We start from the raw sequence: 20,307 nt of genomic DNA on the forward strand, positions 1-20,307 counted from the left end.
TTAAAATTTAAACGTGAATGATAGGTTATAACTGGATGTTATAGGGTATGAATTCTGGTCTACGGCATAATACTGTTGAGTGTTTGAATCATATAATTGAACTTCTGGATCCCAACCTGAATAATCTGTAAAGGTTAGTAAGTTAGTTCCTGTTAAACCAATTTTTATAGAATCGAAGAATCCATTACCAACTTTAGATAATTGCTCTTTTTGGAATGTGTAAAATATAGATAATTCACGCAGCTTTACATAAGTACCATCTTCTACCCAAAATTCATTATCTTCATTAGTTGCATAAAGTCCTTGGTAATAGTCTACTGTTTTCTTTTCAGAAGCAGCATAACCAGTTTGGTCTAACATTTCATGTCTGTAATCTCTTGTTAACCATTGTCCATTTCTGTTGTAGATATCTCCGCCTTGTTTCCAATCAAAAAGAAAGTATAACCCGAAATTTTTGTAACTAAAGTCATTTCTAAATCCAAGTTTAAAATCTGCATTTGCATTTCCTATTTCTCCGATGATTTTATCTCCATTTTCATCGACTAAGCTAATTGGTTGTTCGTTTACTGTTCCAATAGTATTTCTTGCCACTACAACGCCATCTCTGTTAACTGCATAATCTTCAATAGACGCGCCAGAAGGTAATTGATTTGCCATTTGGTCTAAATTTCTTACAAAAGAGTAACCCCACATAGTACCATGTTCTACACCTTCTTCTATTCTGAATATTTGTCCTGCATAGTTTGTTGAAGTGTCAGAATTTGGTCCTATGGTTCGTGGTGAAACATTTAGCTTTGTAAGCTCATTAGATGAAGTGTCGAATACAACTGAAGAATTCCATTTAAAATCTCCATCTCTTAGTATATCAACACCTAAGCTCATTTCTAAAGTGTTAAATTCTATTGTACCTCCATTGATCCAAGTGCTTACATTAGCACCTGATGTAGGAGGGAATAAATCAACAAACATAAATTGATCTTCTGTTTTTGATTTTGAGTAAACTGCCTCGAAATTTATACGACTAAATAATCTTGTTGTAAAACCAAATTCAAGCTCTGTGGTTTTAGATGGTTTTAAATCAGGATTTGCAGCAGTACTACCTCCTCCTGCTAAAACTCCATTTATAATTTCTTGATTTTGATATTGCCAACTATAGCCTGGTCTTTGTCCTGCTGTACCATAGGCAACATGGAATTTCATTTCATTAATATTATCTATGTTTAAATCTTTCGAAATTCTGTAAGCACCTGATACACGGTAGTAGTCATTCCATTTTTCGTTTTCACCAAAAGTAGAAGCTCCATCAATTCGGTACATGGCATCTAAAATATATCGGTCTTTATAGTCTAATCCAACGATTCCAAAAAAGTTTCTAGCGTTTACTGATGATACATCAGATCCAATAAGACTATCGCTGTAATTGTCTAGTGATTGATTAATACCTGCGTATATTTGATTAAAGCCATATGCGTCAAATTGATTATAATCTGTATCTTCTAATAAATAACTTAATTTTGATGATATATTTAATTCTCCAAATTCCTTAAAGAAGTTTAAAGTAATTTGTGCTTTCTGAGATGTATTTCTAGAGTTGCTTTGATAAAAATTACCAACTTGATTAGTAGAGAATAATGTTGCTTGAGTCCCTCCTGTGGTTAACATTGAATTAGAATTAAAATCTGTAAATTTAGCATCTATACTCTCAATGGCATAATCCATGTCTAAATTTAAATAATCCGTAAATTCTATGTTTAGTTTATATGAACCTAAAAATTTATTAATAGTTTCTTCTTCAGGGTTGGACCAAAGTGGATAAATAGGATTGGTTGATGTATTGTAAAACCTAGAAGGTACTAAAACATAGGGTTGTCCATTTTGGTTAGACCCTGTTAAATCTGAATCTGGTTGAGATACAAGTAAGTCAAAAAAGATGTCTCCAGTTCCACCAGGAGAATTATCAATACTTCTTATGAAATTATTAGAAGTTTCAAATGTTAACCAATCTGTAATATTATAGGTTGCATTCAATCTAGCAGAAACTTTTTCATATCCATCTGTTTCTTTTAGCACACCCGTTGTTTTGGTTTGATTGGCAGAAAAGAATACGTTAGAATTTTCGCTACCTGCTGCTGCTGAAACATAGTAGTTTGAAGTAATACCTGATCTAAAAAATTGTTCTTGAGGGTTGTAGTAAACCCCATAAGGATTATCTGCATAATGATCATCACTTTCAATTCTTGTACCAGAAATATTACTGTAATCTACTCCGTCGTAATCCGAAGGGTATGTAATGCCTTGATACTTTGTATAAGTACCTTGATAGTCTTGCCAGTCTGAGGCTAGTTCATAATGGTGAGAATTATTAGTGTCTACAAAGTTGTTTAATTGTGTAAATCCGATTTCAGATTTTACAGTTACGCTAACAACTCCTGATTTTCCTTTTTTAGTGGTGACAACAATTACGCCGTTCCCTGCTCTAGATCCGTATAATGCTGAAGCAGAGGCACCTTTAACAATTTCTATGGATGCTATGTCATCAGAGTTTATATCTTGTAAACCACCTTCAACAAAAACACCATCAACGATTGTTAATGGAGTTTGAGATCCATAAAAACTATTGCTTCCTCTTAATTGAATACTTGCCCCTTGCCCAGGTTGCCCAAAGTTTGTAACAGAAACACCCGCCACTTTACCTTGTAAGGCACTTGCAGCAGAAGTTGTAGGAATATTTTCAAGATCTCTTTCGCCAACTTTATTTACTGTCACGGAAAGTTTATTTCTTGATGTTGGTCCGGATACACCTGTTATTACTACTTCATCTAAAGCAGAAGCATCTTCTTCCATTTTTACGTCAAAAATGCTAGCGGAGGTGATTGTTATTTCTTGTGTTTTTAAGCCAATGTATGTGATTACTATAACGTCACTTACATTAGCGGATAAAATGTATTTTCCGTCAAAATCAGATTGAACTCCATTTGAAGTTCCTTTGACAATAATACTTGCTCCAGGTAGTGGTATACCTGAGGCATCTGTAACAGTCCCAGAAATTGTTTTTTCTTGTGCAAATGTTAATTGCACGACTAAAGCCATGAATAGCATTAGTGTTTTTTGTAAATTTGTTCCCATATTTTTGTTAAAATTTTAGTAAATATGGGTTAAAAAATGTTAAATACCTAATAATATCTTGATATTTAAGGAGTTCTTAATTAAAAGATAAAGAAATTAATAGATAATAATTTACAAATCATCTTTTTTAGTAATTCCCACTATTTGATAGACTCAATTCTTCGGATTAGAGAGAATGTTAAAGGTTTGTTTATTATTTTTAGGATTTTAACCATTCCAAAGAATAGTTGAGACATTGTGTTTTAAAATTATAGGGCAGAGTGTGAGTGAAATAAGGAATAATAAGTTTTACTATAATTCTTTAAGTTATTATTTAGGTGTCAAGTTTGATATAAGAATACCCCTTTTTAAATGATAAACGAGTGCGTAAAGAAATTAAAGGGTGATGTTTTTATGTATGAGTAGTAGGTGAAATACTCAAGAATATTCAAAACTTTATGTAAGACTTGTTGGTGGTAAAATAGGAGTTTTGTAAATAAGATGATTTTAGAACAAAATAAAAACCCTATGAGATTTTAATCTATAGGGTTTAATTTAAAATTAAGATGTTTTTTTTTTACTGTCTTTGTCTTACTGCTTCGTATAAAAAAGCACCACAAGCTACAGATACATTTAAAGATTCTATTTCCCCAAGTATAGGAAGTTTAGCTTTATCATCAACAACTTTTAAAACAGATGGGTTAATACCTCTACCTTCAGATCCCATAATTATGGCGCAAGGTTCTTTAAAGGAAACATTATATACAAATTCTTCAGCTTTTTCAGTCGCAGCAATAACTCTAATTCCGGAAGCTTGCATATGAAATACAGCATCCTTAATATGATCTACTTTACAAATCGGAATCTTAAAAATAGCTCCAGCACTTGTTTTAATAGTATCTCCATTTATAGGTGCTCCACCTTTTTTCTGAATAATAATTCCATTGACCCCTGTGCATTCTGCAGTACGAACAATAGCACCAAAATTTCTAACATCACTTAATTGATCTAATAATAGGAATAAAGGTGTTTTTCCTGATTCTAAGACGTTTGTTACTAATTCGTCTATATCATGAAATTCTATTGGGGAAATTTGAGCAACAGCACCTTGATGATTTCCTTTTGTTAATCGGTTTAGTTTTTCAACAGGTACGTATGAAGAATTAATGCCTTCAGTACGAATAGCAAGTTCTAATCCTTGAAACAATTCACCATGAAGTCCTTTCTGCATAAAAACCTTATCTATGGTTTCGCCAGATTTAATAGCTTCTATAATTGCTCTAATTCCAAAAATTGTAGTTTCGTTCTTCATGCTGCAAAGGTATAAAAAAATCTATCCTAATATTGTGATGGTTTATCAAATAAATTCTAGTTTTTTTACATTTATTTTTTAATCACCTTTTTTGTTATAATAGATGTGTTAGTGTGGATTTTAAAAAAATAAACACCATTTACTTGATCTGTTAAGTCTATGTTATTTAAAGTTGTGCTGCTAATTTTTTGACCGACTAAGTTGTAGACTTCAATTTTATTAATAATTGTATTAGAAATTATTTTTACAGATTTATTTGTGGGATTTGGGTATAGTTTGGTTATTGGTGTTTTATAAGTTGTAGTGCTTAGGTTTTGACATGGGGTTATGTTGGAGTTAATTTCTATAGGATTTCCTGGAGTTAAATCTTTATTTCTAAAGGCTTCATAGTTACTCTCGTATTTATGTGCTCTAAAGCTTACATTAATAAAACTAGATGAATTAGCACCTTGAGAAATAACATTTCCTGTAGTTGTGTTTATTGGGTTTATATATTCCCAAACAATATCCTTGTTTTCATTTATTTCAAAAAATCGTCCGTTTGCACCTTCACAAATTAGCGTATTACCATTAGATAAGCGTTGTGAGCTACTTAATGTGCTAGAATAAAACATTTCAGAACCTGTATTTCCATATGTATAATCAGGTTCAGAAGGGCTGTAAGGTGTATTTGTTAAATGGGAATATACTCCAGGACTTTCAGTTTGTGGATTTAGTATATAGACTTCAGAAAATTCTTCTTCTCTACCTCGGCCATTATTATATACCATAATTTTATTTTCGTCTGTAAATCCTGGCTCTATAACATATGGGGAATGTTGTCCATACAGTTTTCTGTCTAATTCACTACCTTGATTATAAGCTTGTGGATTTCCCCAGCGATATAATAAATCACCTCCTTTACCGTAAGTACCACCAGTATTACTGCTAGCTTGTATTGTAGTGGTAGAATGGTCTATGATGTAAATTTCACTTAAATTCCTTGAGCTTATAACAATTTGATCTAAAATTGAATTGAAATAAATTGAATTAAAATGAAGCCAATTCGAGTCTCCGTTGCCACCATTTAAAAAATTGATATTTAACTTCTCGGGACTTAAACTTACATTTCCAAAATTATCTTTTGTAGAATTATAATCCTGGACAACATGATCCTTAACATTCCATTCCCATACAATTTGTGCATTGTTTGTGCCTATGGGAGTTACTTCTATAATTTGTTCGTTATATAAATCACTTTCTGTTAATAATGCCGGATTTCTTCCTAATTGTATGGCTTCAGAATTCGATAGTCTAGTTACTGCTAAGATAAGGATATTGCCATTAGGCATTGGAAATACATCATGGTGTTGTCTCATTTCTAGTGTGTCATAAAAATACTGCCAAGTAAGGTTACCGCTCCAATCAAAAATTTCAATCACTCCCCCTTGTCCTCCAAATGTTATATCTTGAGTTTCTGTTTTTCCTGCTCTTAATATACTTCCATCTTTTAGTAGATAAACAGCGTTCCCGGGAGTGAAATTACTTGACCATTGATTTATTACTTGACCGCAATTATTAATAAGATAAGTTTCTGTGAAGGCAGAGAATAAAGTGTAACCATCAGAAGCTTGATTTGTAACTAAGGTTGTACCAATAGTGTTTTGAGAGTGTGTAAAATTTATAATTATATAAAAAATAAAGAGTAATTTTTTAAGCATATTTTTAATTTTTTAAAAAGTAGCAGTCAAACTAAGATGTACCTTAGAATCCGATAATTTAAAGGATTTATTTTCTGTCTTTCCGCTAGAGTAGTTCAACCGAAATAATCCCGCATTTGTTAGTAAACCAAAACCAAAGCCAAATCCAAAGAGCTTTTCTTTACTGTTGGTAAGTTGATTTTCTAAATATGCAGCATCAATTACGGAGTGTACATAGATATTGCTATTTAGTCGATAACGGTATTCTGTGTTTAGGACTCCGTATAGATTTGCAACTAAACTATTTTCTTCAAATCCTCTTATGGAATTAATGCCTCCAAAACGAAATAATTCATTATCTAAATAATCATCTGAAGTTAAAATGGCACCACTTAATTTAATATAAAAACTATTTTTATTATTGAAATTAAATATTTTGAAGGTTTCAATATTGAATACTGTTTGCTTTTGAATTCCTACATCATTTGTTCTGTCTCCAAATCCAGAAGAAAAATCTAGCCAAAAATTTATAGGAAATAAAGAATCATATGATTGAAATTTTGAATAATTGTAGCTTAAAGTGTAATAGTTTGTAGTGTAATCATTCAGAGTTGTAGTGTCATCTTCTAGTAAATTTGTCGATTTAGTAGACGTAATACCTAGTCCTATTTTTTGTTCTGCGTTGATAAGGTAATTGATTTTTGCAGATTGATTCGCGTTAAGGAAAGTAGAATCCTTTTTAAAAAGGTTAAGACCAAGTTGAAGACCTATTGGAGAGGAAAATATATATGGTAAGTCGGCATCGACTTTAAAGGTTTGCTGGTCTATCTCATCACTTTTATAATATAGATTAATTGTTTCTCCGTAATTAAGGTTGTTAATAAGGCGTAAGTCTAAATAACCATCAAATTCTATCTTATTTGTGTCTTCGTTAGTTCCGAAACCTAAGAATCCATCAAAATTATTAGTATTCGTTTTTTCTGCATATAGATATAAGGTTGTTGAGTCTTTTGTAAAAAGCACTTCAGGATCTTTTATCTTGCGAGCAAATTGTATATTATTTAAAAGTTCAATTTTTTCTTTTATAGCATTTAGATTAAAAGATTTCCCTGTTTTTAATTTGAGAAAATGCTTGATGTAAGATTTAGGGAATTTTTCATATCCTTTAACTATGATTTTATCGATCCGTCTTTTTTGATTGGTTATAATTTTTAGCTGTGCTGAAATAGTTCCAGGATTTAATTTTGTAATGTCAATAAGTTGTAAAGTTGAAAACGGATCACCTTGTTCTGCAATTTTAGAATTTAATGTATTTAATGAAGATTCAAGATCTGCTATTTCAACTTCATAATAAGCTTCACCTTTCTTATGATTAATAAAGTTTAATAATTCGGTATTGAAACTAGAATTATAATAAATTCTGATGGTGTTTATTTTTTCGCCCAAAAGAAGAGAAGCTAAAAAAAGAGTGTCGTTTTGTTTGGTTATGTTTTTAATATCGGTGTCTATATAACCTTCTTTTGTTAGTTTTGTTTTTAAACTAGTTAGCTCTGCTTGAAGTGTATTATAATTATTAAAGTTTTTAAGGTATCCAAGTGAGTCAATGACTTCTGTCTTTTTTATGGATTCACCTTCTACTTTTAATAAAATAGATTGTGCATTCCCTAAGTTTGAGAAAACCAATAGGGAATAAAAAACAAAAAAAATACGGCTTGTATTTGGCATCAGTAATTAATAGTGTAACTATTATATCAACGTAAAAATAGAGCATATTATATAGGATTGAAATAAAAGTTTCTATTTCTTTAGAAAATTAATACACAACTATTTGAATTATAGATATTAATTTGTACCTTTGCAGCCCTCAAAAGTGAGGATTAATAAATTTTATATAGAAATATATGCCAACAATTTCACAATTAGTACGAAAAGGAAGAGCCAAAATAACCAAGAAGAGTAAATCGGCTGCTTTAGATTCGTGTCCTCAAAGACGTGGTGTATGTACTCGTGTTTATACAACGACACCTAAAAAACCTAACTCAGCAATGCGTAAGGTAGCAAGGGTTCGTTTAACAAACGGAAACGAAGTAAATGCATACATTGGTGGAGAAGGTCACAATTTACAAGAGCACTCGATAGTATTGGTTAGAGGTGGAAGGGTAAAAGATTTACCAGGAGTTAGATATCACATCGTTCGTGGTGCTTTAGATACAGCAGGTGTATCGGGAAGAACGCAACGTAGATCTAAGTATGGTGCAAAACGCCCTAAGAAGTAATTTAAAACTTTAAGAAGAAGACATGAGAAAAAGAGCAGCAAAAAAGAGACCGCTTTTACCAGATCCAAGATTTAATGATCAGTTAGTAACACGTTTTGTTAACATGATGATGTGGGATGGTAAGAAGTCTATCGCTTTTAAAGTATTCTATGATGCAATTGATATTGTTGAAGAGAAAAAGAATGATGACGAAAAAACAGCTTTAGAGATTTGGAAAGAAGCTTTGTCTAACGTAATGCCTCACGTAGAAGTACGTAGTCGTCGTGTTGGTGGTGCTACATTTCAGATTCCAATGCAGATTCGTCCAGACCGTAAGGTTTCAACTGCAATGAAATGGCTAATTAGCTTTTCGCGTAAGAGAAACGAAAAATCTATGGCGCAACGTTTAGCGGCAGAAGTTTTAGCAGCAGCTAAAGAAGAAGGAGCAGCAGTTAAGAAAAGGACTGATACTCATAAAATGGCAGAAGCAAATAAGGCTTTCTCACACTTTAGATTTTAAGAAATGGCAAGAGATTTAAGACTTACAAGAAATATAGGAATTGCAGCTCACATTGATGCTGGAAAAACTACAACTACAGAACGTGTTCTTTATTATACAGGTGTTTCACATAAAATAGGTGAAGTACATGATGGTGCTGCAACTATGGACTGGATGGAGCAAGAGCAAGAAAGAGGTATTACAATTACTTCTGCAGCTACTACATGTGAGTGGGTTTTTCCAAAGGAAAATGCACAACCAACTCCTGAAGCACAGAGTTACCATTTTAATATTATTGATACACCAGGTCACGTAGATTTTACTGTTGAAGTAAATCGTTCTTTACGTGTACTTGATGGTTTAGTTTTCTTGTTTAGTGCAGTTGATGGTGTTGAGCCTCAATCTGAAACTAACTGGAGACTTGCAGATAACTATAAAGTGCCTCGTATTGGTTTCGTTAATAAAATGGACCGTCAAGGATCAGACTTTTTAAGTGTTTGTCAACAAGTAAAAGATATGTTAAAATCTAACGCGGTGCCAATCGTTTTAAACATTGGTGACGAAGAAGATTTTAAAGGAATTATAGATTTAGTTAAGAATAGAGCTATTGTTTGGCATGATGAAACTCAAGGGGCAACTTTTGATGTTATTGAAATTCCAGAGAATCTTAAAGCTGAAGCTAAAAAATATAGAGCACTACTTATAGAAGAAGTTGCTGGATACGATGAGAACTTACTAGAGAAGTTCATGGAAGATGAAGATTCTATTACGGAAGATGAAGTGCATGCTGCACTTAGAGCTGCTGTAATGGATATGGCAATTATTCCTATGATTTGTGGTTCTGCTTTCAAAAACAAAGGTGTACAGTTCTTATTAGATGCTGTATGTCGTTACTTACCTTCACCTATGGATAAGGATGGTATTGTTGGTGTGAATCCTGATACAGAAGAGAAAGAGCTTCGTAAGCCAAGTGTTAAGGAGCCGTTTGCTGCTTTAGCATTTAAAATTGCAACTGATCCTTTTGTAGGTCGTTTAGCATTTTTTAGAGCTTATTCTGGTCGTTTAGATGCAGGTTCTTACGTATTGAACAATCGTTCAGGTAAAAAAGAACGTATCTCTCGTATCTATCAAATGCATGCTAACAAGCAAAATGCAATTGATTATATAGAAGCTGGAGATATTGGAGCTGCTGTTGGATTTAAATCTATCAAAACAGGAGATACACTTACTGACGAAAAACATCCTTTAGTATTAGAGTCTATGGACTTTCCAGATCCAGTAATTGGTATCGCGGTTGAGCCTAAGACAAAAGCAGATGTAGATAAATTAGGAATGGGCTTAGCTAAATTAGCTGAAGAAGATCCTACATTTACAGTGCGTTCAGACGAAGCTTCAGGACAGACTATTATTTCTGGAATGGGAGAATTACACTTAGATGTAATTGTAGATCGTTTAAAGAGAGAATTTAATGTAGAGGTTAACCAAGGTCAGCCACAAGTTGAATATAAAGAAGCTATTACACAATCTGCAGATCATAGAGAAGTTTATAAAAAACAATCTGGTGGTCGTGGTAAGTTTGCTGATATCGTATTTACGATTGAACCAGCAGATGAAGGTGTTGTAGGTTTACAGTTTGAATCTGTAATTAAAGGTGGTAACGTTCCTAAAGAATTTATCCCTTCAATTGAAAAAGGATTTAAAATGGCTATGCAAAATGGACCATTAGCAGGATTTGAAGTAGACGCAATGAAAGTGACATTGAGAGATGGATCTTATCATGATGTCGATTCAGATCAACTATCTTTCGAATTAGCAGCAAAGCTTGGATTTAAAAACTCAGCAAAAGCAGCAAAAGCGGTTATAATGGAACCTATCATGAAACTTGAGGTGATCACACCAGAAGAAAACATGGGTGACATTGTTGGAGATTTAAATAGAAGACGTGGTATGATGGAAGGTATGGGAGACCGTGCAGGTGCAAAGACTATTAAAGCTACAGTGCCACTTTCAGAAATGTTTGGTTATGTTACTACATTGAGAACATTATCTTCAGGTAGAGCAACATCAACTATGGAATTTTCACATTATGCTGAAACTCCAGCTAACGTGTCAGCAGACGTAATCAAAGCAGCTAAAGGAGAAGAATCTTAAAAAGTTAAGAAAATGAGTCAAAAAATTAGAATCAAATTAAAGTCTTACGATCATAACTTAGTAGATAAGTCTGCTGATAAGATTGTAAAAACAGTAAAAAGTACAGGTGCAGTAGTAACAGGACCAATTCCTTTACCAACTCACAAGAAAATATTCACTGTATTACGTTCACCACACGTTAATAAGAAATCTAGAGAACAATTTCAATTAAGCTCTTACAAGAGATTATTAGATATTTATTCTTCATCTTCTAAAACAATTGACGCTTTAATGAAACTTGAATTACCAAGTGGAGTAGAAGTTGAAATTAAAGTGTGATAAAACACTAACATGTCCTAAGCTGCGAGCGAGGGAAAAACGGTAATAAATACAATTCAGGGCTGAAACGTATTTTCAGCCTTGAATTTTATATAGTAAGTTAATATACACTTACAAAGTTTGATTAATTAATAATAAATAAATAATAATTATGTCTGGGTTAATTGGAAAAAAAATCGGTATGACCAGCATTTTCGATGAAAATGGGAAGAACATTCCTTGTACAGTAATCGAAGCTGGACCATGTATCGTTACCCAAGTCAGAACTGAAGAAGTGGATGGTTATTCTGCACTTCAATTAGGTTTCGATGACGCGACAGAAAAAAGCGCTACTAAAGCAGACTTAGGTCATGCTAAAAAAGCGGGTACTTCTGTAAAACGCAAAGTTGTTGAATTCAAAGGTTTTGATTCGGAGTACAAATTAGGTGATGCTATCACAGTAGAACAATTTACTGAAGGAGAATTTGTAGATGTTGCAGGTACTTCTAAAGGAAAAGGTTTTCAAGGTGTAGTAAAGCGTCACGGTTTTGGTGGTGTAGGTCAAGCAACGCATGGTCAACATAACCGTTTAAGAGCTCCAGGTTCTATTGGTGCAGCTTCTTATCCTGCGAGAGTATTCAAAGGTATGAAGATGGCCGGAAGAATGGGGGGTGAAACAGTAAAAGTTCAAAATTTAAGAATTTACAAAGTAGTTCCAGAAAAGAACTTACTAGTGGTAAAAGGATGTGTTCCTGGTCACAAAAATTCTTATGTAATCATTGAGAAGTAATGGAGATAGCAGTTTTAGATATAAACGGAAAAGACACAGGTAGGAAAGCTGAGCTTTCTAAACAAGTGTTCGCTATAGAGCCTAATAACCACGCTGTATATTTAGATGTTAAGCAATACTTAGCAAATCAAAGACAGGGTACGCATAAGGCAAAAGAAAGAGCAGAAATTACAGGTAGTACACGTAAGATTAAAAAACAAAAAGGTACTGGTACTGCAAGAGCAGGTAGTATTAAGTCTGGTGTATTCAGAGGTGGTGGTCGTATGTTTGGTCCTAGACCAAGAAATTATGGTTTTAAATTAAACAAAAACCTTAAACGATTAGCTCGTAAATCTGCATTAAGTATTAAAGCAAAAGACAATTCAATTTTAGTATTAGAAGATTTCAGTTTTGAATCTCCAAAAACTAAAAACTTTGTTGATGTTTTAAAGGCTTTAGAGTTAGATAAGAAAAAATCTTTAATTGTGTTGGCTGGGTCAAATAATAATGTATATTTGTCTTCCCGCAATTTTAAAGGGGCTGAAGTAATAACCACCTCAGAATTAAGCACTTACAAGATTATGAATGCTAATAAAGTAGTTCTAATTGAAGGTGCTTTAGAAGGAATTGAATCGAATTTAAGTAAATAGAACAGATGAGTATCTTAAGAAAACCTATAATCACAGAAAAGGCAACGAAACAAAGTGAGTTGTTTAATGCATATGCATTTGAAGTGAACACTAAGGCGAACAAGGTAGAAATCAAAAAAGCGGTGGAAGCTGCTTATGGAGTTTCTGTTGAAAAAGTTCGTACAATAAATGTCCGTCCAGATCGTAAGACCAAGTTTACAAAAACTGGTGTTCAACATGGTAAAACAAATGCTGTTAAAAAAGCAATTGTACAACTGGCGGAAGGTGAAGTAATAGATTTATACACTAACATGTAATTTTAGACATTAATGTCAGTAAGAAAATTAAAACCGATCACATCAGGTCAGCGATTTAGAGTAGTAAATGGATTCGATGCCATTACTACTGATAAGCCGGAGAAAAGCTTGCTTGCTCCGAAAAAACGATCAGGTGGTAGAAACAATCGAGGAAAAATGACAATTCGCCAAGTAGGTGGAGGTCATAAGAAACGTTATCGTATTATCGATTTCAAACGTAACAAAGCGGGTATCCCTGCTGAAGTTAAAACAATTGAATACGATCCAAACAGAACAGCATTTATTGCTCTATTAAATTACCAAGATGGTGAGAAACGTTATGTTGTCGCTCAGAATGGTTTGCAAGTAGGTCAAAATATAGTGTCTGGTGAAACAGGTATTGCTCCAGAAATTGGAAATGCAATGCCTTTAAGTGAAATACCTTTAGGTACAATTATTTCTTGTATAGAACTTCGTCCTGCTCAAGGTGCTGTAATGGCTCGTAGTGCTGGTGCATTTGCTCAATTAATGGCAAGAGGTGATAAATTTGCTACTGTAAAGTTACCATCTGGTGAAACCAGAATGATTCTAGTAACATGTATGGCTACTATAGGTGTTGTTTCTAACTCTGATCATCAATTAACTGTGTCTGGTAAAGCAGGTAGAAGTAGATGGTTAGGTAGACGTCCAAGAGTAAGACCAGTAGTGATGAACCCAGTCGATCACCCAATGGGTGGTGGTGAAGGTAAATCTTCAGGTGGACATCCAAGGTCTAGAAATGGTATTCCTGCTAAAGGATTTAGAACACGTTCTAAGACTAAAGCGAGTAATAAGTATATTGTAGAACGTAGAAAGAAATAATTAAGAAAGTATGGCACGTTCATTAAAAAAAGGACCTTATATCCATTATAAATTGGATAAAAAAGTTGCAGAAAATGTAGCTTCAAATAAGAAGACAGTTATTAAGACTTGGTCTAGAGCATCAATGATTTCTCCAGATTTCGTTGGTCAAACTATAGCTGTCCATAACGGTCGTCAATTTGTTCCAGTATTTGTTACTGAAAACATGGTAGGACATAAGTTAGGAGAATTTTCACCGACAAGATCTTTTAGAGGTCATGCAGGTGCTAAGAATAAAGGTAAAAAATAAGAATCATGGGAAGTCGTAAAAAACAAATGGCGGATGCTATTAAAGCTGAGAAGAAGCAGGTTGCTTTTGCTAAGCTAAATAACTGTCCTACATCTCCAAGAAAAATGCGTTTAGTTGCGGATTTAGTAAGAGGAGAGAAGGCAGAGAAAGCTCTTCAGATTCTTAGATTTAGTCAAAAAGAAGCTTCACGTCGTTTAGAAAAACTTGTAATGTCTGCAATCGCAAACTGGCAAGCTAAAAACGAAGATGCTGATGTTGAAGAAGCTAAATTGTTTATCAAAGAAATTAGAGTAGATGGTGGTTCTATGTTAAAGAGATTGCGTCCAGCACCTCAAGGTAGAGCACATAGAATTAGAAAGAGATCTAATCACGTAACTGTGGTAGTAGATTCAATAAATAAAACACAAAGCTAAGATAGAGATATGGGACAAAAGACAAATCCAATCGGAAATCGCTTAGGAATTATCAGAGGATGGGAATCTAACTGGTACGGAGGAAACGATTATGGTGATAAACTTGCCGAAGACGATAAGATTAGAAAATACGTTCACGCGCGTTTATCTAAAGCTAGTGTAAGTAGAGTAATTATTGAGCGTACGCTTAAACTTGTAACCGTTACTATCACTACTGCTAGACCTGGTATTATTATCGGAAAAGGTGGACAAGAGGTAGATAAGTTAAAAGAAGAGCTTAAGAAAATTACTGGCAAAGAAGTTCAATTGAACATCTTTGAAATTAAAAGACCTGAGTTAGATGCTTATTTAGTAGCTGCTAGTGTTGCTCGTCAAATTGAAAGTAGAATTTCATACAGACGTGCAATAAAAATGGCTATTGCTGCCGCAATACGTATGAATGCTGAGGGAATTAAAATTCAGATTAGTGGTCGTTTGAATGGTGCTGAAATGGCACGTTCTGAACACTATAAAGAAGGACGTATTCCTTTATCTACTTTTAGAGCTGACATTGATTATGCTCTTGTAGAAGCACATACTACATACGGTAGACTTGGTATCAAAGTTTGGATAATGAAAGGTGAAGTATATGGAAAAAGAGAACTTTCTCCATTAGTAGGCTTATCTAAACAAAAGAGCAAAGGTGGACGTGGTGGAAATAAGAACCAATCTCGTCGTAGAAAGTAATTTTTTAAAGAAAAGACAAAATGTTACAGCCTAAAAGAACAAAATTTCGTAAGCAGCAAAAAGGACGTATGAAAGGAAATGCGGGAAGAGGTCATTTGTTATCAAATGGTACTTTCGGTATTAAATCATTAGAATCGACTTTTATAACTGCACGTCAAATAGAAGCAGCACGTATAGCCGCTACACGTTTCATGAAAAGAGAAGGATCGTTATGGATTAAAATTTTTCCAGACAAGCCTATTACAAAAAAGCCTCTTGAAGTACGTATGGGTAAAGGTAAAGGTGCCGTTGAATATTGGGCAGCAGTAGTAAAACCAGGACGTATGTTATTTGAAATAAGTGGTGTGCCATTAGAAACTGCTCAAGAAGCACTTCGATTAGCAGCACAGAAACTTCCTGTAAAAACTAAGTTTATCATAGCTAGAGATTACGAAGCTTAATAGAAAGATATTATGAAGCAATCAGAGATTAAAGAGCTTTCAATAGCTGAGTTACAAGAGAAACTTAGTGAATCTAAAAAGAATTATACAGACCTGAAAATGGCACATGTTATATCACCTTTAGATAATCCAATTCAGTTACGAGTTGCGCGTCGCACAGTAGCTAGAGTGGCAACAGAACTAACTAAAAGAGACGTACAATAATTGTATTCTGCTGAAAGATGGAAGAAAAAAGAAATTTAAGAAAAGAACGTATAGGGATCGTAACTAGTAACAAAATGGAGAAATCTATTGTTGTAGCTGAAGTTAAGAAAGTAAAACACCCTATGTATGGAAAATTCGTGTTAAAGACTAAGAAATATGTCGCGCACGATGAGACAAATGACTGCAACGAAGGAGATACAGTAAAGATCATGGAAACAAGACCTTTAAGTAAATCTAAATGTTGGAGATTAGTAGAAATAATTGAAAGAGCGAAGTAATTATGTTACAACAAGAATCAAGATTAAAAGTAGCTGATAACACTGGTGCAAAGGAAGTTTTAACTATCCGTGTATTAGGTGGAACTAAAAGAAGATATGCTTCTGTAGGTGATAAGATTGTAGTAGCTGTTAAAGATGCTACTCCTAATGGTGCCATTAAGAAAGGTGCTGTTTCTACTGCAGTAGTTGTACGTACAGCTAAAGAAGTAAGACGTCCTGATGGATCTTACATTAGATTTGACGATAACGCTTGTGTACTTTTAAATCCTCAAGGGGAAATGAGAGGAACTCGTGTTTTTGGTCCTGTAGCTAGAGAACTTCGTGATAAACAATTCATGAAAATTGTATCATTGGCACCAGAGGTGCTTTAATTGATAAATAAAATGACAAAGCTTAAAATAAAATCAGGAGATACAGTAAAAGTAATAGCTGGTGATCATAAAGGATCAGAAGGTAAAGTACTTAAAGTATTAATAGATAAGAACAAAGCCATCGTAGAAGGTGTGAACATGGTTAAGAAACATACTAAACCAAGCGCACAAAACCCTCAAGGTGGTATTGTAGAGAAAGAAGCATCTTTACATATTTCTAACTTATCGTTGTTAACTTCTAAAGGAGAAACAACTAGAGTTGGTTATAAGATGGATGGTGATAATAAAGTAAGATTTTCTAAAAAATCTAATGAAGTAATTTAATTATGGCTTACGTTGCAAGATTAAAACAAGAGTATAAGGACAAAGTTGTTCCTGCTCTTACGGAAGAATTTGGATATAAAAATGTAATGCAAGTACCTAAGCTTACTAAGATAGTGATATCTAAAGGTGTTGGTGCTGCTGTTGCGGATAAGAAATTAATCGATCACGCAGTAGAAGAACTTACAAAAATATCAGGACAGAAAGCTATACATACAATGTCTAAGAAGGATGTTGCTTCTTTTAAATTACGTAAAGGGATGCCAATTGGTGCAAAAGTTACGTTAAGAGGTGAGCAAATGTATGAATTCTTAGATCGTTTGGTGACTTCAGCTTTACCACGTGTTAGAGATTTTAACGGAATTAAAGCTACAGGTTTTGATGGTCGTGGAAACTATAACTTAGGTGTAGTAGAACAAATCATATTTCCAGAAATTGATATTGACAAAGTTAATAAGATTTCAGGAATGGATATTACATTTGTGACTTCAGCTGAAACCGATAAGGAAGCTAAGTCATTATTAACAGAATTAGGATTACCTTTTAAAAAGAATTAAATTATGGCTAAAGAATCAATGAAAGCCCGTGAGGTGAAGCGTTCTAAAACGGTAGCTAAATATGCAGAGAAAAGGAAAGCTTTGAAAGAAGCTGGAGATTACGAAGCATTACAAAAGTTACCAAAAAATGCATCACCAGTACGTCAGCACAACCGTTGTAAACTTACAGGTAGACCAAAAGGTTATATGAGACAATTTGGTGTTTCTCGTGTAATGTTTAGAGAAATGGCTAACCAAGGTTTAATTCCAGGTGTAAGAAAGGCAAGTTGGTAAAATTATAAATTGGTTTTAGGTTTGGCAATAGTGTCGAAAACCGCTACCGCAAATTAATACATATGAATACAGATCCAATAGCGGATTATTTAACGCGAGTTAGAAACGCAGTTAAGGCAAATCACAGAGTGGTTGAGATTCCTGCATCTAACTTAAAAAAAGAAATAACTAAGATATTATTCGATCAAGGATTTATCTTAAGTTATAAATTTGATGACTCTTCAGTACAAGGTACTATCAAAATTGCTTTGAAGTACAGTAAAGAGACTAAAGAATCAGTTATCAAAAAAATTCAAAGAATCAGTAAACCAGGTTTACGTAAGTATGCTTCATCTAACGAAATGCCAAGAATCCTTAACGGATTAGGTATTGCTATTGTTTCTACGTCTCACGGAGTGATGACAGGAAAACAAGCGCAGAGAGAAAATGTAGGTGGTGAAGTATTATGTTACGTATACTAAAAACAGGAAATTATGTCAAGAATAGGTAAAAACCCAATAACAGTTCCTGAAGGTGTTACAGTTGAGATTAAAGATAACACTATTACCGCTAAAGGTAAATTAGGTGAATTAACTCAAGAGTATTCGGAAATTGAAATTACATTAGAAGATGGTACTATTACATTAGAACGTACTTCTGACAAGAAAGATTTAAGAGCAAAACATGGTCTTTATAGAGCATTAATTGCTAACATGATAGAAGGTGTTTCTAAAGGCTGGACCAAAGAACTAGAATTAGTTGGTGTAGGTTATAGAGCGTCTAATCAAGGACAAAAATTAGATTTAGCCGTAGGATTTTCTCACAATATTGTTTTGGACATCGCTCCAGAAGTAACAATTGAGACTATTTCAGAAAAAGGTAAAAATCCAAGAGTTAAATTAACGTCTTTTGACAAACAATTGGTAGGTCAAGTTGCAGCTAAGATTCGCGGCTTCAGAAGACCTGAACCTTACAAAGGAAAAGGTATCAAGTTTGTTGGTGAAGAAATTAGAAGAAAAGCAGGTAAATCAGCTTAATAATTAAGTTATGGCATTGACAAAGAACGAAAGAAGATTAAGAATTAAGAGCAGAATCCGTAAGGTAGTATCTGGTACTCAAACAAGACCAAGATTAGCTGTTTTTAGAAGTAATAAAGAAATTTATGCTCAAGTTGTAGATGATGTAACTGGTAACACTTTAGCTGCTGCATCTTCAAGAGACAAAGACATTGTAAAGTCTGAAGGAAACAAATCTGAAATAGCTACTTTAGTAGGTAAATCTGTTGCAGAAAAAGCTATCAAAGCTGGTGTAGAAACAATCTCTTTTGATAGAGGTGGTTACTTATATCACGGTAGAGTGAAATCATTAGCAGAAGGTGCTAGAGAAGCAGGACTTAAATTTTAAGACATTATGTATCAAAAATATAAAAACGCAGAGCTTGTTAAACCAAGCGGATTAGAATTAAAAGATCGCTTAGTTGGCGTGCAGCGTGTAACTAAAGTAACAAAAGGTGGTAGAGCATTTGGTTTTTCTGCTATTGTTGTTGTTGGTGACGAAACAAATGTTGTAGGTCAAGGTTTAGGTAAGTCTAAAGATGTAGCTACTGCAATTGCAAAAGCTATTGAAGATGCTAAGAAAAACTTGGTGAGAATTCCAATTATAAATAGATCTATACCACACGAACAAAAAGGTAAGTATGGTGGAGCTAGAGTTAACATTATCCCAGCTGCACCTGGTACAGGTGTAATTGCAGGTGGTGCGGTAAGAATTGTTCTTGAAGCAGTAGGTGTACATGATGTATTATCTAAGTCTCAAGGATCTTCAAACCCTCATAATGTTGTAAAAGCAACTTTTGATGCTTTATTACAATTAAGAGATGCTAAGTCTGTTGCTAAAGAGCGTGGAATTTCACTTGAAAAAGTATTTAACGGATAATCGATAGGATAAGATGGCAAAGATTAAAGTAAAAAAAGTAAAAAGTGCAATCAATCGTACTAAAAGACAAAAGCTTACATTAGCAGCTTTAGGTTTAAAAAAGATTGGACAAGTTGTAGAGCACGACGCCACACCAAACATCCTTGGTATGGTTAAGAAAGTTGAACATTTAGTTTCTGTAGAAGAAGCTTAAAAATATAACTTAAGAATGGATTTAAGTAATTTAAAACCTGCAGAAGGTTCAGTAAAAAATCAAGGAAAGCGTATTGGACGTGGACAAGGTTCTGGTAAAGGTGGTACCGCTACACGTGGTCACAAAGGAGCAAAGTCTCGTTCAGGTTATTCTAAGAAAGTAGGATTTGAAGGTGGTCAAATGCCAATTCAAAGACGTGTACCTAAGTTTGGTTTCACTAATATTAACCGTATAGAGCATCAAGGTGTAAACTTAGATACTTTACAAAAGTTAGTTGATGAGAAGAAAATCGAAGATAGTATTGATTTTGATACATTAATATCTTTAGGTTTAGCTGGCAAAAATGAGCTAGTTAAAATTTTAGGTAGAGGTGAGTTAAAAGCAAAATTAACAGTAACTGCTCATAAATTTACTGCTACGGCAAAGGCTGCTATTGAAGCTGCTGGTGGTGAAGCTGTAACTTTATAAGATTTTT

General features: G+C 33.8%; 28 protein-coding genes. 24 read left to right on the forward strand and 4 right to left on the reverse strand.

The annotated features are described in order from the left end of the window. The 4 genes from H0I32_RS11635 to H0I32_RS11650 form a co-directional block, all read right to left on the reverse strand. Positions 1 to 3,126, reverse strand: a complete 3,126-nt coding sequence (locus tag H0I32_RS11635; RefSeq protein ID WP_179313666.1) for a SusC/RagA family TonB-linked outer membrane protein — start codon at positions 3,124 to 3,126, stop codon at positions 1 to 3. A gap of 556 nt (positions 3,127 to 3,682) precedes the next feature. Beyond that, complete coding sequence (gene rlmB / locus H0I32_RS11640; protein WP_173587847.1) at positions 3,683 to 4,417, reverse strand: 23S rRNA (guanosine(2251)-2'-O)-methyltransferase RlmB; 735 nt, start codon at positions 4,415 to 4,417, stop codon at positions 3,683 to 3,685. 71 nt (positions 4,418 to 4,488) lie between these two features. Beyond that, positions 4,489 to 6,117: an aryl-sulfate sulfotransferase gene (locus tag H0I32_RS11645; protein ID WP_173587848.1), complete on the reverse strand. Its 1,629-nt coding sequence runs from the start codon at positions 6,115 to 6,117 to the stop codon at positions 4,489 to 4,491. 12 nt (positions 6,118 to 6,129) lie between these two features. Continuing rightward, positions 6,130 to 7,821, reverse strand: coding sequence for a POTRA domain-containing protein (locus H0I32_RS11650; protein ID WP_179313667.1), 1,692 nt, complete (start codon positions 7,819 to 7,821; stop codon positions 6,130 to 6,132). A 176-nt stretch (positions 7,822 to 7,997) separates the two neighbouring features. On the opposite strand from H0I32_RS11650, the gene rpsL reads away from it, so the two are divergent. The 24 genes from rpsL (at position 7,998) to rplO (ending at position 20,300) form a co-directional block, all read left to right on the forward strand. Beyond that, positions 7,998 to 8,372 (forward strand): 30S ribosomal protein S12, encoded by a 375-nt coding sequence (gene rpsL, locus H0I32_RS11655; protein WP_019386263.1) that lies wholly within the window; start codon positions 7,998 to 8,000, stop codon positions 8,370 to 8,372. A gap of 22 nt (positions 8,373 to 8,394) precedes the next feature. Then, positions 8,395 to 8,871, forward strand: a complete 477-nt coding sequence (gene rpsG / locus H0I32_RS11660) for a 30S ribosomal protein S7 (protein WP_020897658.1) — start codon at positions 8,395 to 8,397, stop codon at positions 8,869 to 8,871. Between the two features lie 3 nt (positions 8,872 to 8,874). After that, positions 8,875 to 11,001 (forward strand): elongation factor G, encoded by a 2,127-nt coding sequence (gene fusA, locus H0I32_RS11665; protein ID WP_173587850.1) that lies wholly within the window; start codon positions 8,875 to 8,877, stop codon positions 10,999 to 11,001. Between the two features lie 12 nt (positions 11,002 to 11,013). After that, on the forward strand, positions 11,014 to 11,319 hold the full coding sequence (gene rpsJ / locus H0I32_RS11670) for a 30S ribosomal protein S10 (protein ID WP_007650482.1): 306 nt from the start codon (positions 11,014 to 11,016) through the stop codon (positions 11,317 to 11,319). Between the two features lie 151 nt (positions 11,320 to 11,470). Then, complete coding sequence (gene rplC / locus H0I32_RS11675) at positions 11,471 to 12,088, forward strand: 50S ribosomal protein L3 (protein WP_173587851.1); 618 nt, start codon at positions 11,471 to 11,473, stop codon at positions 12,086 to 12,088. Further along, complete coding sequence (gene rplD, locus H0I32_RS11680) at positions 12,088 to 12,717, forward strand: 50S ribosomal protein L4 (protein WP_179313668.1); 630 nt, start codon at positions 12,088 to 12,090, stop codon at positions 12,715 to 12,717. The genes rplC and rplD overlap by 1 nt, the downstream gene beginning before the upstream one ends. Before the next feature lie 5 nt (positions 12,718 to 12,722). Then, positions 12,723 to 13,013 (forward strand): 50S ribosomal protein L23, encoded by a 291-nt coding sequence (rplW, locus tag H0I32_RS11685; RefSeq protein WP_173587853.1) that lies wholly within the window; start codon positions 12,723 to 12,725, stop codon positions 13,011 to 13,013. A gap of 12 nt (positions 13,014 to 13,025) precedes the next feature. Beyond that, a complete protein-coding gene (gene rplB / locus H0I32_RS11690) occupies positions 13,026 to 13,853 on the forward strand; it encodes a 50S ribosomal protein L2 (RefSeq protein WP_173587854.1) in 828 nt (275 codons plus the stop codon). Positions 13,854 to 13,863: 10 nt separating this feature from the next. Next, positions 13,864 to 14,142 carry a 30S ribosomal protein S19 gene (rpsS, locus tag H0I32_RS11695; RefSeq protein WP_020897652.1) on the forward strand — a complete coding sequence of 93 codons (279 nt, stop codon included), beginning with the start codon at positions 13,864 to 13,866 and terminating at the stop codon, positions 14,140 to 14,142. A gap of 5 nt (positions 14,143 to 14,147) precedes the next feature. Then, complete coding sequence (gene rplV / locus H0I32_RS11700; protein ID WP_173587855.1) at positions 14,148 to 14,555, forward strand: 50S ribosomal protein L22; 408 nt, start codon at positions 14,148 to 14,150, stop codon at positions 14,553 to 14,555. A gap of 9 nt (positions 14,556 to 14,564) precedes the next feature. Next, entirely contained in the window at positions 14,565 to 15,281 is a 717-nt protein-coding gene (rpsC, locus tag H0I32_RS11705; protein WP_173587856.1) for a 30S ribosomal protein S3, read from the forward strand. A 20-nt stretch (positions 15,282 to 15,301) separates the two neighbouring features. Continuing rightward, entirely contained in the window at positions 15,302 to 15,721 is a 420-nt protein-coding gene (rplP, locus tag H0I32_RS11710; protein WP_173587857.1) for a 50S ribosomal protein L16, read from the forward strand. Between the two features lie 12 nt (positions 15,722 to 15,733). Beyond that, positions 15,734 to 15,925 carry a 50S ribosomal protein L29 gene (gene rpmC, locus H0I32_RS11715; RefSeq protein ID WP_173587858.1) on the forward strand — a complete coding sequence of 64 codons (192 nt, stop codon included), beginning with the start codon at positions 15,734 to 15,736 and terminating at the stop codon, positions 15,923 to 15,925. A gap of 17 nt (positions 15,926 to 15,942) precedes the next feature. Continuing rightward, complete coding sequence (gene rpsQ / locus H0I32_RS11720; RefSeq protein ID WP_173587859.1) at positions 15,943 to 16,203, forward strand: 30S ribosomal protein S17; 261 nt, start codon at positions 15,943 to 15,945, stop codon at positions 16,201 to 16,203. 2 nt (positions 16,204 to 16,205) lie between these two features. Next, positions 16,206 to 16,574, forward strand: a complete 369-nt coding sequence (gene rplN, locus H0I32_RS11725) for a 50S ribosomal protein L14 (RefSeq protein ID WP_115818548.1) — start codon at positions 16,206 to 16,208, stop codon at positions 16,572 to 16,574. A 12-nt stretch (positions 16,575 to 16,586) separates the two neighbouring features. After that, the gene (rplX, locus tag H0I32_RS11730) at positions 16,587 to 16,898 is read left to right on the forward strand and encodes a 50S ribosomal protein L24 (RefSeq protein WP_173587860.1); all 312 of its coding nucleotides are present in this window, start codon (positions 16,587 to 16,589) and stop codon (positions 16,896 to 16,898) included. Between the two features lie 2 nt (positions 16,899 to 16,900). Continuing rightward, entirely contained in the window at positions 16,901 to 17,452 is a 552-nt protein-coding gene (gene rplE, locus H0I32_RS11735) for a 50S ribosomal protein L5 (protein WP_173587861.1), read from the forward strand. Between the two features lie 3 nt (positions 17,453 to 17,455). Continuing rightward, complete coding sequence (gene rpsN, locus H0I32_RS11740; RefSeq protein WP_173587862.1) at positions 17,456 to 17,725, forward strand: 30S ribosomal protein S14; 270 nt, start codon at positions 17,456 to 17,458, stop codon at positions 17,723 to 17,725. Between the two features lie 62 nt (positions 17,726 to 17,787). Beyond that, a complete protein-coding gene (gene rpsH, locus H0I32_RS11745; RefSeq protein ID WP_173587863.1) occupies positions 17,788 to 18,186 on the forward strand; it encodes a 30S ribosomal protein S8 in 399 nt (132 codons plus the stop codon). Positions 18,187 to 18,198: 12 nt separating this feature from the next. Beyond that, a complete protein-coding gene (rplF, locus tag H0I32_RS11750) occupies positions 18,199 to 18,741 on the forward strand; it encodes a 50S ribosomal protein L6 (RefSeq protein ID WP_173587864.1) in 543 nt (180 codons plus the stop codon). Positions 18,742 to 18,751: 10 nt separating this feature from the next. Then, positions 18,752 to 19,108, forward strand: coding sequence for a 50S ribosomal protein L18 (gene rplR, locus H0I32_RS11755; RefSeq protein WP_173587865.1), 357 nt, complete (start codon positions 18,752 to 18,754; stop codon positions 19,106 to 19,108). A gap of 6 nt (positions 19,109 to 19,114) precedes the next feature. Then, entirely contained in the window at positions 19,115 to 19,639 is a 525-nt protein-coding gene (gene rpsE, locus H0I32_RS11760) for a 30S ribosomal protein S5 (protein WP_173587866.1), read from the forward strand. A gap of 13 nt (positions 19,640 to 19,652) precedes the next feature. After that, positions 19,653 to 19,832, forward strand: coding sequence for a 50S ribosomal protein L30 (gene rpmD / locus H0I32_RS11765; protein ID WP_020897638.1), 180 nt, complete (start codon positions 19,653 to 19,655; stop codon positions 19,830 to 19,832). Positions 19,833 to 19,847: 15 nt separating this feature from the next. Then, on the forward strand, positions 19,848 to 20,300 hold the full coding sequence (rplO, locus tag H0I32_RS11770) for a 50S ribosomal protein L15 (protein ID WP_173587867.1): 453 nt from the start codon (positions 19,848 to 19,850) through the stop codon (positions 20,298 to 20,300). Positions 20,301 to 20,307 lie beyond the last annotated feature (7 nt).

It is taken from the genome of Winogradskyella sp. HaHa_3_26 (assembly GCF_019278425.1).
GTDB lineage: Bacteria > Bacteroidota > Bacteroidia > Flavobacteriales > Flavobacteriaceae > Winogradskyella > Winogradskyella undariae.

Coding starts and splice junctions, on each gene's coding strand:
- H0I32_RS11635 (WP_179313666.1), bottom strand. CDS start 3,126: ATGGGAACAAATTTACAAAAAACACTAATGCTATTCATGGCTTTAGTC.
- rlmB (WP_173587847.1), bottom strand. CDS start 4,417: ATGAAGAACGAAACTACAATTTTTGGAATTAGAGCAATTATAGAAGCT.
- H0I32_RS11645 (WP_173587848.1), bottom strand. CDS start 6,117: ATGCTTAAAAAATTACTCTTTATTTTTTATATAATTATAAATTTTACA.
- H0I32_RS11650 (WP_179313667.1), bottom strand. CDS start 7,821: ATGCCAAATACAAGCCGTATTTTTTTTGTTTTTTATTCCCTATTGGTT.
- rpsL (WP_019386263.1), top strand. CDS start 7,998: ATGCCAACAATTTCACAATTAGTACGAAAAGGAAGAGCCAAAATAACC.
- rpsG (WP_020897658.1), top strand. CDS start 8,395: ATGAGAAAAAGAGCAGCAAAAAAGAGACCGCTTTTACCAGATCCAAGA.
- fusA (WP_173587850.1), top strand. CDS start 8,875: ATGGCAAGAGATTTAAGACTTACAAGAAATATAGGAATTGCAGCTCAC.
- rpsJ (WP_007650482.1), top strand. CDS start 11,014: ATGAGTCAAAAAATTAGAATCAAATTAAAGTCTTACGATCATAACTTA.
- rplC (WP_173587851.1), top strand. CDS start 11,471: ATGTCTGGGTTAATTGGAAAAAAAATCGGTATGACCAGCATTTTCGAT.
- rplD (WP_179313668.1), top strand. CDS start 12,088: ATGGAGATAGCAGTTTTAGATATAAACGGAAAAGACACAGGTAGGAAA.
- rplW (WP_173587853.1), top strand. CDS start 12,723: ATGAGTATCTTAAGAAAACCTATAATCACAGAAAAGGCAACGAAACAA.
- rplB (WP_173587854.1), top strand. CDS start 13,026: ATGTCAGTAAGAAAATTAAAACCGATCACATCAGGTCAGCGATTTAGA.
- rpsS (WP_020897652.1), top strand. CDS start 13,864: ATGGCACGTTCATTAAAAAAAGGACCTTATATCCATTATAAATTGGAT.
- rplV (WP_173587855.1), top strand. CDS start 14,148: ATGGGAAGTCGTAAAAAACAAATGGCGGATGCTATTAAAGCTGAGAAG.
- rpsC (WP_173587856.1), top strand. CDS start 14,565: ATGGGACAAAAGACAAATCCAATCGGAAATCGCTTAGGAATTATCAGA.
- rplP (WP_173587857.1), top strand. CDS start 15,302: ATGTTACAGCCTAAAAGAACAAAATTTCGTAAGCAGCAAAAAGGACGT.
- rpmC (WP_173587858.1), top strand. CDS start 15,734: ATGAAGCAATCAGAGATTAAAGAGCTTTCAATAGCTGAGTTACAAGAG.
- rpsQ (WP_173587859.1), top strand. CDS start 15,943: ATGGAAGAAAAAAGAAATTTAAGAAAAGAACGTATAGGGATCGTAACT.
- rplN (WP_115818548.1), top strand. CDS start 16,206: ATGTTACAACAAGAATCAAGATTAAAAGTAGCTGATAACACTGGTGCA.
- rplX (WP_173587860.1), top strand. CDS start 16,587: ATGACAAAGCTTAAAATAAAATCAGGAGATACAGTAAAAGTAATAGCT.
- rplE (WP_173587861.1), top strand. CDS start 16,901: ATGGCTTACGTTGCAAGATTAAAACAAGAGTATAAGGACAAAGTTGTT.
- rpsN (WP_173587862.1), top strand. CDS start 17,456: ATGGCTAAAGAATCAATGAAAGCCCGTGAGGTGAAGCGTTCTAAAACG.
- rpsH (WP_173587863.1), top strand. CDS start 17,788: ATGAATACAGATCCAATAGCGGATTATTTAACGCGAGTTAGAAACGCA.
- rplF (WP_173587864.1), top strand. CDS start 18,199: ATGTCAAGAATAGGTAAAAACCCAATAACAGTTCCTGAAGGTGTTACA.
- rplR (WP_173587865.1), top strand. CDS start 18,752: ATGGCATTGACAAAGAACGAAAGAAGATTAAGAATTAAGAGCAGAATC.
- rpsE (WP_173587866.1), top strand. CDS start 19,115: ATGTATCAAAAATATAAAAACGCAGAGCTTGTTAAACCAAGCGGATTA.
- rpmD (WP_020897638.1), top strand. CDS start 19,653: ATGGCAAAGATTAAAGTAAAAAAAGTAAAAAGTGCAATCAATCGTACT.
- rplO (WP_173587867.1), top strand. CDS start 19,848: ATGGATTTAAGTAATTTAAAACCTGCAGAAGGTTCAGTAAAAAATCAA.